We start from the raw sequence: 13,165 nt of genomic DNA, 5'->3' as shown, positions 1-13,165 counted from the left end.
GGGATCCCGGCCTCCTTCAGGATCTCCCACACCGTGGACGCGGCCACCTTGACGCCGAGAACGAGCAGCTCACCGTGCAGGCGCCGGTACCCCCATCCTGGATTCTCTGCGGCCAGGCGCAGGACCAGGGCACGGATGGAGCGCACGGTGCGCGGTCGCCCTGGGCGCTTCGGACGGGACCGGGCGGCATGGCGGCAGGCGGCCAGGTCGCGGTGCCAGCGCAGCACGGTGTCCGGCCGCACCGGCAACCGCACCCGACGCAGCACCTGCATCGGCAGCCCCTGCAGCAGTGCGGCCAAGAACGCCCGGTCGCTCGCTCCGAAACGGACCCGCCGTCCGCTCAGCTGCCGCTCCAGCACGGTGATCTGATGACGCAGGGCCAGAATCTCCACGTCCTTCTCGCGGTCGCTCATCGGCAGCAGCCGCAGCATCGCAAACGCGTTCGTCACACCCAGGTACGCCAGTCGCAGAAGCACGGTCGATCATCCTGCCGCGGAGCTCGTCGGCTCTGCCAGAGCACCCACCCGACCGACGAGGTCGGCACTTGTGCACCCTCACACAGTGCCTCCCACCAGGGCGGATGAGGTTCCCGGCATGGGCACCATGGGTCGCTGCCGTCAGGCCCGCTACTCGCCCCCTCCTGCCCCATGGGCGGGTGCGGCGTTGGTGGCGGCCACCGCACGGTGCAGGGCCCGCGCGATCTTCACGGCGTCGCCGACGGCCCAGACGTGGATGAAGAACATGCGGGGCGAGTCGACCAAGCCGTGATTGTGCAGTTCGACGATCCCGATCCCGTCGCGCTGGAGTACGCCCAGCACATGCTGCACCTCCCCGGCCAGCACGGCGACATCCCCGCTGAGCGCAGCGCGGCCTCGCCCCACCGGCTGGAAGCTGAAGGCCGTGGTCGCCCCGGAACCGGGCGGCAGGACATAGCCGCCGTCGGTGATCGTCTCGCGGCGCAGGAAGGCGGACTTGTAGACACTGCCGTAGACGGTGCCTGTGGTGCCCAGGGCGGCGTCGATGCCCGCCGTGTCCAGCTCCAGCTTCTTCGGGTGAGTCGTCGAGGACTTGGTGGGCGGCGTGCCCGTGTGGGCGAACGCGGCACGCAGGCCGCGGGCCAGGGCCAGGGCGTTCGGACCGTGTCCGTGCGTATGGATCCACACGAGACGGGGAGTGTGAGCGGGCAGGTGGTTGTGAATGGCCACCTGCTCGATGCCGTGTGACTGCAGCGCGCCGATCACCGGGTGCAGTTCCGCCTCGGTGATGGCCAGTTCTCCCATGGTCAGGGTGGTGTTGTCGGCATACCGGATGAAGGACACGTGCGAGCCGACGGCGAGTTCCGGCGACACGGTGACGCCGTGGGAGACGACATGCAGGTCGGTGCGTGGGAAAGCCGTCCGGTAGATCAGCGTGCCCAACATGCTGCCCTTGCGGCCCAGTTCCGCCGCGACGTGAGTCCAGTCCCCCGCGGCGCTCTCGACCGGACGCACCAGCGCGCCGGCCTCCCTGCCGTCAGCGCCCGCCTCACCTCCGCGGGCGTGATCCGTGCCGCCGTGCGCCCCTTCGTGTAAGGCGTCCTGCCCGGCACCGACGGCCCGTCCCGGCAGTGCCGCGAATGCCGATCCCAGCACGGCCGTGGTCAGGACGCGGCGTCGTGATGCCCCTGCGTCTGTTCCGGTCGGTCCGGGCCTCGCTTCAGTAGCCACGTGTTCGCCTCCCAACGTGCCGCGTCGTGAAATCAAAACACCGTTCGCCGTACGGACGACGATTCGACACACACGGACCGACCGATCCGCCCCCGGATGGGGCGTGCCCAGGCCGACAGGCGGCCGGGTGGGTGCGCGAGCTCGCGCAGGCGGAGGAGCGGCACCGCACGGTGCTGGAGCGGGCCGCCGACGCCGTCGAGCGGGCCGCCAGCCGAGAGGTCGTCCCCGACGGCGAGGGGCAGCTGGAAGAGGAGCCGGCGAACGTACCCGGCGCGGGCCTCCGGCACGCCCGTCTTCACGCGGTCAGCTGGCCGGTCCCGGTAGTCGTCGGCGCGGGCGCGGTGCGCAGCCGGGCGGGTGGCGGCGTAGGTGCCGGTGGCCGGGATGGTGGGAGGTACTGCGGGCTGACGGCGGCCGGGCCCCTCAGCGGCTTCCAAGAGGAGAGGGTCGGCGTGGGGCTGCTCCCGGAGGGCCTGGGCGAGGTGGAGCGCGCTCTCCAGGACAGCGGCCGGGACGCGGACGCGGCGCAGCGCGGCCGATGGCGTCGACGTCTTGCTCGGCAGGGCGTTGGGCGGGCTGTGGGGCGTCCGGGTGCGCCGGTGGGGCCGGGACGGCGGGTCTCGGGGAGGGTCAGCCGGCGACGGTCTCGGCGTGCCGGTGGAGCGCGTCCAGGAGCGCGGTCTGCTGCTCGGTCAGCTTCCCGTCGGTGCGGGCCCCGCCTGCTCGCGCAGCCAGGTGCCGGGCCGGAACGCCGGATCGGCCTCACCGCCGGTGCGTTTGGCGGGGCCGTCCAGCGTTCCGCCGGCGGCGTGCGGCGCGCGTGGCCCTTCTTCGATAGCTGCGGCCCTCGCCGTCTGCGAAGCGGCTGGAGCGGTGCCGAGCGACGCGTAGTGCCCGCGTCCGCTGCGTGGGGTGCGGCAGCGGACGCGGGCACTACGGACTATCCGGGGGTGGGATGCCCGGCCGGGTGGGTCACAGGGTGCTGCACTGCCCCCCGCGGGCGCCGGCGACGGTGTTGGGGTGGCCGTCGTTGGTGGGCGGCGGGGTGTTGCCCGAGCAGGACAGGGAACCTCCGATGGTGTTGCCCTCGATCTCGGGGCGGTTGTCCTCGGGGAAGGGCCCGGTGCCGCTGTTGCCGGAGACCAGCATGGATACGCCGATGTGGTTGCCGACGACCTCCAGACCGCCGGTGTTGTTGCTCGGCTGTACCGACAACCGGATCTGGTCGGCGGCGCAGTGGTCGTCGCCGGGGTCGCCGATGACGACGAACCTGCTCGCCCCGGTAACGGCGAGGGAGCCGGTGACGGTGGTGCCGCACACCCCGACCAGGGTGGAGCCGGAGGAGGAGACGCTGCCCTGGACGGTGGAGTTGCCGATGAACAGGGCGGTGCCCGCCCCGGCCGAGACGCTGCCGGAGATGGTGGCGTTGAGGATGCAGGTGCTCTCACCGGTGGCGACGACGCTGGCCACGGAGCCGGTGACGGTGCGCGTGCAGTTGACCGTCTGGGTGGTGCTTTCCACGGCGGGGGCCGCGTAGGTGGCGTCGCCGCTGTACTGGGCGGTCAGGGTGTGGCTGCCGGGCAGCAGGTTCGACCAGGTCAGCTGGGCCTGGGCGCAGTGGTCGCCTCCACCCGGGGTCAGCGGGGCGGTGCCCAGGGTGGCGCCGGCGTCGGTGAAGGTGACGGTGCCGGTCGGGATCGCGGTGGAGTTGGGGCAGACGGTGTCGGTGAGCGTGACCGGGTGCCCGAACAGCGACGGGGTCGGCGAGGCCGTTTGTGCTTCCGCGGGTGGGCTCGCGAATACCACACGACGGTGATCGTCGCGAGCGCACAGAGTCGACAACCACAGCTGGTGGGCGAGTGGTGTGCCGAGGTCGGAGCGCCGGCGAGGATGGCGCCGGCGCAGAAGGAGCGGTGACGCGCTTGATGAGGACCGCCATGCGTCGCTCACGGAGCAGATCAGCCGGCCACGCTGGGCGGGGCTTGGTTGGAGTGGTCATCGGCGGCGCCGGAGGAACTTGGAGAGTGGAACGCATAGAGCGGTGAGGGCGAGGGCCGAAAGCCCGGCGACCGCAAGGGTGGGGAAGTGCCCTTGCTGGGCGGACGACACGGCGACCGCTCCGGCGCTACCGGGAGTCGTTGGGAAGGTGATGGTGGCGCGGGTGGTGTGCTCGACCAGGCCGCTTCTGAGCGTGAGCTCCATGGCCCACGGGCCGTTCGGCAACGGCGCGTCCAGCGGGACGACCGCCTCCGCACGGTCGCCCGGAGCCAGTGTGGTGCCCGTCTTGGCGGCCGGGAACGGTCCAGCGTGCTGTCCGCCCGGCCCGTCGGAGAGGGAGAGTGCCCCGCTGATGTCCAGGGCACGGCCCCCCGTGTTGTGGATCCGGGCGCGAACCTCTTCCCGCCCGTCGCGAGCTCGGGTCGGATAGAGCCGCTCGATCCTGAAGTCCGAGGGGGGCTCATCACCGGGACCGACGTCGATGTACATGCGGACGCCCACCCGGCCCAGCACCGTCAGATTGTGCGAGCGGTCCGTGGGGGCGCTCGTCTGCGCCCAGATGACGCCGTATCGCTCCCCGGCGGCGGCGTCCCTGGGCACCTGGATGGTGGTGCGTACCCGCGCCGTTTCGGAGGCCGCCAGCTCAAGGTCCCCCGTATCGAGTGATGTCCAGCCGGACAGCTCGTTGGGGGTGTGCTCCGGCGCGAAGGTGAACTCGCCCTTCGCGATGGTGGCTGCCGCGGCGTAGACGTTGACGTGCATCGGTGTGGACGACTTGTTGGTGATTTCCACCCGCCGCTCGACGGTCGAGCCGGGTGCGACGTGGTCGACGATGTAGGCATGCGCTCTGGGATCGGCACGGCGGTTCTCCGGAGCGTCGAGCAACTTGATGCCGATGGTCCTGCCCGCAGCCGGGTCCTGGGGGGAGGACGGCCCGGGCGCCCCGTGCCCCGCCGCCGGTATCACCCCGGCGGCCTGTACGAAGGCCAGCATCAGCAGGAGAACCCAGTACCGGCGCGCGCCCTTCATTCCGTCAGGCAACGGATTGGGTCAGCGTTCCGGTGTACGTTCCGGCGACGGCGCTGGCGGGCACGTTGACGGCGACTGTCGGGTCCCAGCTCGCGGTGTTGTCTCCGACACCGCCGCTCCCGGTGAGTACCGTCTGCGCGGCGTTGCTCAGCGTCACGTTCGTTGGAGTGACGGTAATGGTACCGGTCGTCGTTACCGTCCCGGCCGAGTAGGTGGCGTTGGTGGCGGGAATCGTCGACGCACCGTTCGCGAAGTTCGTCTCCGCCGCCATTACCGTCCAGGAGGCCGAGGCGAGGGCGCGATCGTCGATGACGGTACAGGGACCGATCGGCGCGCTGATCGTGGTGCCGGGCGCTCCCGAGCCGAGGGTGGCACTGGCCGGTACCGACAGCGTCAATGCGCCGGACGTGACGGTGAACGTGACCGTGGTGCTGGGGTCGTCCGCCGCGACGGCGAGGCTTGGCTGGACCAGGACGAGAGCAGCGGCTGCGGCCGCGACAGGCAGGATCCGTGTACGCATGATGACTCCCGAAGTAGCCGCCCGTCAGCGGACATCCCGGCTGACGGCGGACATGTCGGTCGACGTGACTCGGACAATCGGGCGCGGGCTGTTCACACAAGCCGACGGCCGAAGGCGCGGTGGGGCCGGGGAAGGGCGGGGTGTTCAAGCTCGGAGCGAGCGTCTACGTGCCCTGACCTCGACAACGTCTCGTCCCGCGCCAGTCGGCGGTAGGGCAACGGCATCGGGCTGTGGCGGCCCCGGGGGACGTGCGGGTCACGCGGCGAGGCTGAAGTCCCCGTTGAGCGGTGCGCTGATGAAGGTCAGGTGGCTGTTGGCGCCGACCACGGTGACGGGGGTGGGGTGGTCGGCGGTGGCGCCGTCGCCGAGCTGGCCGGAGCCGTTGCCGCCCCAGGCCCGTACGGTGCCGTCGCTCGGCACTGCGTAGGTGGAGTAGCTGCCGGCGGCAAGGGAGCGGGCGCCGGCGAGGTTCTGGACGTTGACGGGGGTGTTGCGGTTGGTGATGGTGCCGTCGCCGAGCTGGCCGGAGCCGTTGCGTCCCCAGGAATCCACACCCAGCTGGTAGGTGGCGTTGCCTCCCCGGCCCTTCCCCCGGCTGTCCTGGGCGGTGGCGCTCGTCGGCAGCGCCAGTACCGTGAGCGAGGTCGCGCCCACCAGGAGGGCGGTCGGGAGCCGGCGCGAAACACCAGTGAGGTCGACACGCAACGGCTTCATGTGATCGGCCGCTTTCGCCATGGCCCGCGTACGGGGGCCGCTCGAAGATCCAGGCCGGTAGCGCCGCATCCGCGTGGCTGAAGCCGGGCCACCGATCAGAAGGTTCGCCAACGCATAATCTGCAGGCAAGGAAAACAACCCAGAGTTCACCCGCATGGCGGGCGCCCATGCAGCGCAACGTGGCGCACCGCGGCCCGCGTTGCGCCCCTGCCCGACCGGGCGGGCGGGGTCAGCGCCAGTCGAGTCCGAGTTCGGCGAGGGCGGCCAGGACGTCGTCGCGCACGGGGCCCCAGGAGCTGTGCAGGTGGCGGCCGCCCCGGCGGAAGTGCACCCGGCCGGGCCGGACCTGCTGCTGCTCCTGACGCCCTGCCGGGGCTTCCGCGCGGCTGGAAGCCCAGCACGTCCGGCGGAGGGCATTGACACCGCCGACCGGCCCCAGGATGTTCAGCAGCGGCGGCAGCATCTGCCGGTAGTACGAGCGACGGCCGCCGTCGACAAACCCGACGAGTCGCACTGCGGGACGCGGCCCGCCGCCGCGAGGATCCCCTCCTTGCCGCGGACCTTCTTCAGCTCGGCGGTGAGCTGCTTCTCCACCCCTCGCTCAGCGCGGGCGTTGATCTCGTCGGCCAGAGCGACCAGCAGGTCGACCAGGGCGTCGGCGATCTCCGCCCGGCGGGACGAGCACCGCGCGGCGAGCAGGGTGATCCGTACGTCCTCGCTCGTGTCGCGGAAGTCCGAGGGGTACATCTCGATCGCCCGCGCCCGCCAGGCGGCCACCAGCTTCTCCGAGCAGTCCGCGAACAGCCCGTCGGGCGGCCCGAGCTTGCGTGGAAGGCGTGGCGGGTCAGCGGCAGGGTTAGACAGGCCTTAGGTGCTCCACCGGTGCCGCGTCCGTCACACCTGGAATCGCACCGGCAGACTCGTCAGCCCCCTCAACATGGTGCTCGGCCGCCACACGAGGTCCGCCAGGTCGGCGTCGAGGGCGAGATGGGGGCGACGCTCGATCAGGACGCGGAGAGCGATGGCGGCTTCGGCCCGGGCGAGGGGAGCGCCGAGGCAGTGGTGGATGCCGTGGCCGAATGCGAGGTGGCCGCCTGGCTTGCGGTGGATGTCGAACCGGTCCGGGTCGGGGAAGTGGCGCGGGTCGCGCGAGGCTGCGGCCAGGGAGACGAGGACGCTGTCACCTGCCGGGATGGTGGTGTCGCCGATCTGTACCGGTTCGGTGGCGAAGCGGAAGGCCGCAGACTCCACCGGGCCGTCGTGACGGAGAGTCTCCTCGATCGCGCTGTCGATGAGGCCGGGATCGGCGCGCAGGGCGGTGAGCTGCTCGGGGTGGGCGAGCAGGGAGAGGACCGTACCCGAGATGAGGTTCACGGTGGTCTCGTGGCCCGCGACGAGAAGGAGGAACGCCATCCCGAGCAGTTCCTCGGCAGAGAGCCCGTCGGCAGGCGGGGTGACGAGCGCGCTGAGCAGGTCACGGCGTGGGCTGGCCCGGCGTTCCTCGATGAGAGCTGTGAGGTGGCCGGTCATGGCGCCGACCGCCGCGCCAGCGGCCTCCGGCGAGCTGGGCGCGACCAGCTCGGTGGACCAGGCGTGGAAGCTACCGCGGTCCGCCGCCGGTACGCCGAGCAATTCGCAGATGACGGTCATCGGTAGCGGCAGCGCATAAGAGGCGACAAGGTCGACGGAACCTGCGCCGGACAGCGCGTCGAGCAGTCTGCCGGCGATCTCCTGTATGCGGGGGCGCAGCGCCCGGATCCGGCTGGCCGTGAACTCTCTGGCGACCAGCTCGCGCAGCCGGGTGTGCTGAGGTGCGTCGCTCTGGAGCATGTTGACCCCGAGCGCGTGGCCGCCGTCGTCGGCCCATGAGGAGGAGTACCGGATGTCGTTGCTCAGCCGGGGATCGGTGAGAGCGGCGCGGGCCTCGTCACGGGCGACGACCAGCCACGCCTCGCCGGATCCCGGGACGAGCACCCGGTGAACCGGCCCTTTCTCACGGAGTGCTGCGTAGACCGGGTACGGGTCGATGGTGACGTCAAGACCCGAGGAAGACAGTTCCTGAAGCGTCGGAGCAGGCATGCGCTTTCCCCCCTGAAAAACGGGGAGCACTCCCCGATGATGGTCTGACCCTACCAAAACGGGGAAGCTCCCCCACTTTGCCTGCGTCGCTGGACACGCTGGCCGGTGTCCCGTGACCGGCTGCTCGGGGCCTTAGGGGTGAGCGGCCGCCGGCGACCGCCGTATACGCCCTGAGCAACCAGGTTGCCCAGCTGCGCCGCTTCCTCGGACCGGACGGCGTGGACCGTCTGCGCACCGTTTCGTCGGGATACCTGCAGCGGATCGGCGAGAGCGAGTTGGACACGGAGGACTTCACCGACCGGCTTGCCGCCGCAGGCACCTCACGCGGACGGGGCGACTGGCTCGGCGTCAGCGAGCACACCGCGGCCGCACTGACCTTGTGGCGCGGCGACCCGCTCGGTGATCTGCCGACGCTCGCCGAGCAGGAACTCCCCTACATCCACTCCCTGCAGGAAGCGCGGCTCCGGGCCGCCGAGTGGTACTTCGAGGCGGAGCTGCGCCTCGGACGGCATCAGAGCGCGATCTTCGAGCTCACCCGCTGGGCCGCTCAGCACCCCCTGCACGAGGCGTTCCACGTGCAGCTGGTCACCGCGCTCTACCGGAGCGGACGCCAGGCAGACGCCCTGGCCGCCTTCGAGGACATCCGCACCCGGCTGAGGGAAGAACTCGGAGTCGACCCCGGAGGCCCGGGCAGCTTCCGCTTGTCCGCACAGACCTCGTCAGCCGAAGAGCAGCTCGCGGTCGGCTCCGAGATGGCCGCGCAGCGTTGCCAGCGCGCGCGTGCCCTGCGACTTCACCACGGAGACGCTGACGCCGAGGATCTCCGCCGTGGTCTCCACACTGTGGTCCTCCCAGTGGCGCAGCAGCACGATCGCGCGGTCTCGTGGGGGCAGCAGAGCCAGGGCGTCCAGCAGGGTGAGGCGGACCTCGGCGGGGTCGCTGTCGCTTGGGCGGTCGGGGAGCCGGTCTACCGTCAGTTCGGTGTTGCGGCGCAGCCTGCGGTGGTCGAGGAGTGTGTTGAGGAGCACTTTGCGGGCGTAGGGGAAGGGGTCGGCGCCGTCGCGGCGGATGGCGCGGTTCCAGGAGAGGTACATCTTGGTGAGGGTGGTCTGGGTGAGGTCCTGGGCCAGGTGCCAGTCGCGGCACATCAGGTAGGCGATCTGGCGCAGCCGCATGGCGTTGGCGTCGGCGAAGGCCGTGAACTCTGCTTCACTGCGCATGAACTGGTGTCCTGCCCTGGTGTCGTCGGATACGGGAGGGGCCTCGCGGTCCCGGGCGGGGCCGCGAGGCGGAGTCAGCCCTCAGGATCGGTCGATGGGGGGAAGGTCGGGGGACCGGTCGGCTGCCGCCCGGACGAAGCCGGGGTCCATGTGCCGGCTGTGTGCGGGGTCTCCGGCGATGGCGACGGCCTGGTCCTCGGTCGGCGGGATCGTCCCGGGCGGGTGGGTGCTGCCCGTCTTCGTGGGGAAGTCGGGCATGGAGATCTGTACGGCCGTGCCGTCGGGGTGGTCGATGGGGGGCAGGGCGTGGAACTGGTCGGCTGCCGCCTGGACGAAGCCGGAGTCCATGCGCAGACTGAATGCGGGGTCTCCGGCGATGGCGACGGCCTGGTCCTCGGTCAGCGCGATCGTCCCGGGCGGGTGGGTGCCGCCCTTCTTCGCGAGGCAGTCGGGCATGGAGATATGTACGGCCGTGCCGTCAGGGTGGGTGACGGTCACCATGACGTACTGGGTGCAGGGGCCTTCGACTTGGCCGTAGGAGATCCTGACCTGTTGGCCGTGGCCGTCGCGGAAACACCGGCCGGGCGCGTTGACAGAGCCAGCGCTAGCGTCGCAGGGGTTCCCGGCCTCGGGGCTCAGGGAGACGGTGATTCTTCCGGTGCCGCGGTCATCAGTGAGGTCGGCCTCGGCCTTGGGGTATTCGCCCGAGTCCGCGGCGAAATGGCTGGCCTTCTCGGTCGGCGGCAGCGTCTTGAGCAGTACGGCCAGGAGCGCCGGGCCGGTCGTGGTGACGAGCCGGCCGGTGGGGGCGGCGGTGGCCGTCGTGGTCGGCGCCGCGGTCCCTGGAGCAGGTGCCGGGGCGGGGCTCGCCGCGGTACCCGGAGCACGGGCGCCGGCGGACGGCACGGAACCCTCCCTGTCCGGGGCCACCGCCTGCAGCTGCGCACGGCCCGTTCCCGGCACGCCGCACAGCAGCGCGGTCACGACGGCCACCACCGCGGCCGCGGCGGCGACGGCCCGTTTACGGCGCACCCGTCGTCCCTGCCGGGTGGCGGCCGCGACCAGATCACCCAACGGAGGAGCGGCGAGTCCTGACAGTTCGTCGCTCAGGGCGGTACGGAAGTCGTCCATGACGGTGGTGTCCTCTGCTGTCGGTCACACGGCCCCGGCTCGCAAGGGAGGCTCTGCCCACCAAGACGGATCAGACCGACGGTTCCGTCGCACACCAGACGGAATTTCTTTCGCGACGCCCCTGACCAGTGGAAACGGGCCCCCAAACCGACCACGTCAGTGCCATGTCGCCAGCCACCCGCGGCGCATGGGCCGTCTCGATCACCCCGAACCGGTCTTGCGCATCTGACGGATGCTCCGCATAGTTGCTCCACATCCCGCCGAACACATCCCGCGGGACCGGCTCACCCTGCCACATGTCATGGACATGACCTTGGCATTCTTCGCACCCGCTGCTCCCGACGCCCCATACCAGCGGCAGATCTCCACCCGCTGCCGCCCCCACCGGACGCCGCCTGCACGAGCAGCAGAACCATCGACCCCGAACAACAGACAAGGAGTTGACTTCACATGACCCGATCCGAGTGGACCTCTCGCGGCCGACGCAGCCTGCGGGCCGGCCTCGCCATGGCCGGCCTCGCCGCGGCCCTGCTCACCGCGACGCCCGCGACTTCGGCCTCCGCCGCTACGCCCGTCACGCCCAACGGGGGGCAGCACCACCTTTGGAACCTGAACTCGGGCCTGTGCCTGAATGTTTCGGGCTACAGCACGCAGGCCAGCGCCAACACCGAGATCTGGAACTGCCTCAACCAGCCTGCGGAGCAGTGGCAGTTCCAGCCCGACGGCACGATCTACAACCCGAACTCGGGCTTCTGCCTCAACGTCAAGGGCGACTCCACCGGCGCCGGCGCCCCCACCGAAGTCTGGTCCTGCGACACTACGGTCAACCCCTCGGAGAAGTGGCAGCTGCGCGACGACGGCTCGATCTACAACCCGAACTCGCAGCTCTGCCTCAACGTCAAAGCCGACGCGATCGGCACCAGCAGCCCCACCGAAATCTGGAACTGCGACGGCCGCACGTCAGAGAAGTGGACCCAGTTCGACATGCCCCAGGTGAAGGCTTCCTAGCCCAACCGCCCGGGCGCCGTACCCCACGACGGACCCGAGATGCAGCCCGCCCTCGCCGCGCGCACCGGCGAGGGCGGGCTGCACCCGGCGCACAATGCCGACCAGCAGAAACGGCACCAGCATGACGCCGAAAACCGCACCACGATGACGCCGGACCGACCGCTACCGCCTCTGACCAGGTATCAGCACACGAGACAACGCGACGAACCGCTGCAGCTCACCGCGAGAAACGAAGTGCAACTTCACACGCGGCCGGCACCGCCGGACGCAACAAGGAGAAGGGAGGGCCTCAGCGGCCCGGGAGCGCGCGAACCCCGCGCCCTCCCAGACCGCCCACCACACCACCAGCAACCAAGGGAGAGGGACGGACAGAGGGGTCGCCGGAATTTCCCGCCCTCCGAAAATACGGTTTGACCTGCGATGATGCGGGGCCGGGCTGGAGGACTGCGGACCCACGAGACGCTCCACCCGACGCCTCACCGAACGACCGACCGGACGCCCTACGGGACGACTCACGGGAGGCAGCCGGTCAGGTCGACTGCCGGGTTCCGGTGACGTCGATCAGGTGCCGGTTGGTCTGGCTCCATGCGAGGCGGGCCCGGAGTTCGTCCAGGTGCCCTTCGGCGACCCAGGTGGCTTGGGGCTCGTGGCCCTGTTCAGCCAGGCGCCGGACGGCATCGATGCCGTGCTCCTGAACGGTGAGCACGGCATCGACCAGGCCAGCCGTGTCACTGAGGCCGTAGGCGGCGGCGAATACCTCAAGGCGGTGACGCCGGTCGGGAGGCTGCGGGTAGCGCAGCCACCGTACGCACTCGCCATCGTCGCGGAACGGCACCGCGTATTCGAGTGCGTACGCCACGTCGTGCAGCCGTGGCGCCGGACGCGCGTGGTCCCAGTCGATGATTCCTATCGGCCGGGCGCCGCGCCACACGGTGTTCCAGGGACCGAAGTCGCCGTGACAGATCACTTCGTCGCCGACGGGTCCGGCGGTGGTGGACCAGCGTGTCGTGTCCGGAGGTTGGTATCCGGCCACGGCGTCGTGGTAGTCGCGCAGGAGGCCGGCGAAGGTGATCAGGCCTTGGTCGTCGACGACCTTGGCCCAACCGTCCGGACCGGATTCGCCGCTGATCCAGGTCAGTACCTCGCGGCCCTGCTCATCGAAGCCGAGCACGCGGGGTGCGTGTTCATAGCCGACGGCCTCCAGATGGCGGAGCAGGCCGTGAACCGCCGGGGTCCACGGTCCGGTCGGCCGGTGCACCGTGTTGCCGATGCGCTCGACCCGACCGAGATCTCGTGTAGTCACCTGGCAACCGTGACGAGGAAACCGCCGTGACGCAACTGGTTACTTTGCCGTTGCACTGGCCGCAGCCGACCGCGGCCAGATCGCCAAGGTCGTGAAGCACCGGCTCAAGCAGATCCAGTACCGCCCGGAGCTCGTCGACGACCGCCTGGTCGCCACCGGCCTGATCATGGACGGTTGACCGACATCACGAATTCAAGCTCAGTACGGGCGGTGTGGGCCGTCGTTATCCGGGGGTCGTGCGAGTACGTCGGCATGGCCCGCCGCTCGGGCCGCATTCCCTGGGACGCGATCCGCGACGACACCCGGATCGCCGTGGATGCGCCGCCCTCGTTCGCCGGGCCCGCCGCCCGAGTCCTCACGGGCGAACGCGGATGATCGTCTTCCCCTGGCGTCGCTCGGTCGGATTGAGGGCGGTGACGGCATCGTCGAGGGTCGCGACGTTGCCGAGGTTCGTGCG

The 13,165-nt window shown here is 70.7% G+C and carries 15 protein-coding genes and 1 pseudogene; 3 read left to right on the top strand and 13 right to left on the bottom strand.

Going from position 1 to position 13,165, the window contains the following annotated elements:
• From ACH4E7_RS41860 to ACH4E7_RS41815, 10 genes are all read right to left on the bottom strand, one after another.
• The coding region (locus ACH4E7_RS41860) for a helix-turn-helix domain-containing protein (protein WP_396254466.1) at positions 1-476 on the bottom strand (476 nt) is incomplete at its 3' end.
• Between the two features lie 150 nt (positions 477-626).
• Positions 627-1,490, bottom strand: coding sequence for a DUF1259 domain-containing protein (locus ACH4E7_RS41855; RefSeq protein WP_396254465.1), 864 nt, complete (start codon positions 1,488-1,490; stop codon positions 627-629).
• A gap of 248 nt (positions 1,491-1,738) precedes the next feature.
• Positions 1,739-2,143: a hypothetical protein gene (locus tag ACH4E7_RS41850; RefSeq protein WP_396254464.1), complete on the bottom strand. Its 405-nt coding sequence runs from the start codon at positions 2,141-2,143 to the stop codon at positions 1,739-1,741.
• Between the two features lie 535 nt (positions 2,144-2,678).
• On the bottom strand, positions 2,679-3,512 hold the full coding sequence (locus tag ACH4E7_RS41845; protein WP_396254463.1) for an Ig-like domain-containing protein: 834 nt from the start codon (positions 3,510-3,512) through the stop codon (positions 2,679-2,681).
• A gap of 189 nt (positions 3,513-3,701) precedes the next feature.
• On the bottom strand, positions 3,702-4,733 hold the full coding sequence (locus ACH4E7_RS41840; protein WP_396254462.1) for a peptidase: 1,032 nt from the start codon (positions 4,731-4,733) through the stop codon (positions 3,702-3,704).
• Between the two features lie 4 nt (positions 4,734-4,737).
• The gene (locus ACH4E7_RS41835) at positions 4,738-5,253 is read right to left on the bottom strand and encodes a hypothetical protein (RefSeq protein ID WP_396254461.1); all 516 of its coding nucleotides are present in this window, start codon (positions 5,251-5,253) and stop codon (positions 4,738-4,740) included.
• A gap of 255 nt (positions 5,254-5,508) precedes the next feature.
• Positions 5,509-5,967 carry a hypothetical protein gene (locus ACH4E7_RS41830; RefSeq protein WP_396254460.1) on the bottom strand — a complete coding sequence of 153 codons (459 nt, stop codon included), beginning with the start codon at positions 5,965-5,967 and terminating at the stop codon, positions 5,509-5,511.
• Between the two features lie 229 nt (positions 5,968-6,196).
• Positions 6,197-6,430, bottom strand: a complete 234-nt coding sequence (locus tag ACH4E7_RS41825; RefSeq protein WP_396254459.1) for a hypothetical protein — start codon at positions 6,428-6,430, stop codon at positions 6,197-6,199.
• Positions 6,412-6,744, bottom strand: coding sequence for a hypothetical protein (locus ACH4E7_RS41820; protein WP_396254458.1), 333 nt, complete (start codon positions 6,742-6,744; stop codon positions 6,412-6,414). The genes ACH4E7_RS41825 and ACH4E7_RS41820 overlap by 19 nt, the downstream gene beginning before the upstream one ends.
• Before the next feature lie 117 nt (positions 6,745-6,861).
• The gene (locus ACH4E7_RS41815; RefSeq protein ID WP_396254457.1) at positions 6,862-8,046 is read right to left on the bottom strand and encodes a cytochrome P450; all 1,185 of its coding nucleotides are present in this window, start codon (positions 8,044-8,046) and stop codon (positions 6,862-6,864) included.
• 218 nt (positions 8,047-8,264) lie between these two features.
• Between ACH4E7_RS41815 and ACH4E7_RS41810 the strand changes: the two are divergent.
• A pseudogene (locus ACH4E7_RS41810) lies at positions 8,265-8,669 on the top strand (BTAD domain-containing putative transcriptional regulator); the annotation flags it as partial.
• Positions 8,670-8,765: 96 nt separating this feature from the next.
• Here the strand turns inward: ACH4E7_RS41810 and ACH4E7_RS41805 are convergent.
• Both ACH4E7_RS41805 and ACH4E7_RS41800 read right to left on the bottom strand, forming a co-directional pair.
• Positions 8,766-9,266 carry a sigma-70 family RNA polymerase sigma factor gene (locus tag ACH4E7_RS41805; protein WP_396254456.1) on the bottom strand — a complete coding sequence of 167 codons (501 nt, stop codon included), beginning with the start codon at positions 9,264-9,266 and terminating at the stop codon, positions 8,766-8,768.
• Positions 9,267-9,347: 81 nt separating this feature from the next.
• Positions 9,348-10,397, bottom strand: a complete 1,050-nt coding sequence (locus tag ACH4E7_RS41800; RefSeq protein WP_396254455.1) for a hypothetical protein — start codon at positions 10,395-10,397, stop codon at positions 9,348-9,350.
• Positions 10,398-10,847: 450 nt separating this feature from the next.
• Between ACH4E7_RS41800 and ACH4E7_RS41795 the strand changes: the two genes are divergently transcribed.
• Complete coding sequence (locus ACH4E7_RS41795; RefSeq protein WP_396254454.1) at positions 10,848-11,405, top strand: RICIN domain-containing protein; 558 nt, start codon at positions 10,848-10,850, stop codon at positions 11,403-11,405.
• 529 nt (positions 11,406-11,934) lie between these two features.
• Here the strand turns inward: ACH4E7_RS41795 and ACH4E7_RS41790 are convergent.
• On the bottom strand, positions 11,935-12,663 hold the full coding sequence (locus ACH4E7_RS41790; protein ID WP_396254453.1) for an aminoglycoside phosphotransferase family protein: 729 nt from the start codon (positions 12,661-12,663) through the stop codon (positions 11,935-11,937).
• Between the two features lie 219 nt (positions 12,664-12,882).
• Between ACH4E7_RS41790 and ACH4E7_RS41785 the strand changes: the two genes are divergently transcribed.
• Positions 12,883-13,083: a hypothetical protein gene (locus ACH4E7_RS41785; protein WP_396254452.1), complete on the top strand. Its 201-nt coding sequence runs from the start codon at positions 12,883-12,885 to the stop codon at positions 13,081-13,083.
• Positions 13,084-13,165: the final 82 nt, after the last annotated feature.

Origin of the sequence: Kitasatospora sp. NPDC018058 (assembly GCF_044327205.1) — a bacterium.
In the GTDB taxonomy this organism is placed as follows: domain Bacteria; phylum Actinomycetota; class Actinomycetes; order Streptomycetales; family Streptomycetaceae; genus Kitasatospora.
This window is presented reverse-complemented; position numbering and strand designations above follow the sequence as displayed.

Bases quoted from the DNA above. Each gene is read 5' to 3' on its own strand.
- ACH4E7_RS41800 (WP_396254455.1), bottom strand. From the start codon at position 10,397: ATGGACGACTTCCGTACCGCCCTGAGCGACGAACTGTCAGGACTCGCC.
- ACH4E7_RS41835 (WP_396254461.1), bottom strand. From the start codon at position 5,253: ATGCGTACACGGATCCTGCCTGTCGCGGCCGCAGCCGCTGCTCTCGTC.
- ACH4E7_RS41805 (WP_396254456.1), bottom strand. From the start codon at position 9,266: ATGCGCAGTGAAGCAGAGTTCACGGCCTTCGCCGACGCCAACGCCATG.
- ACH4E7_RS41825 (WP_396254459.1), bottom strand. From the start codon at position 6,430: ATGCTGCCGCCGCTGCTGAACATCCTGGGGCCGGTCGGCGGTGTCAAT.
- ACH4E7_RS41840 (WP_396254462.1), bottom strand. From the start codon at position 4,733: ATGAAGGGCGCGCGCCGGTACTGGGTTCTCCTGCTGATGCTGGCCTTC.
- ACH4E7_RS41815 (WP_396254457.1), bottom strand. From the start codon at position 8,046: ATGCCTGCTCCGACGCTTCAGGAACTGTCTTCCTCGGGTCTTGACGTC.
- ACH4E7_RS41795 (WP_396254454.1), top strand. From the start codon at position 10,848: ATGACCCGATCCGAGTGGACCTCTCGCGGCCGACGCAGCCTGCGGGCC.
- ACH4E7_RS41830 (WP_396254460.1), bottom strand. From the start codon at position 5,967: ATGAAGCCGTTGCGTGTCGACCTCACTGGTGTTTCGCGCCGGCTCCCG.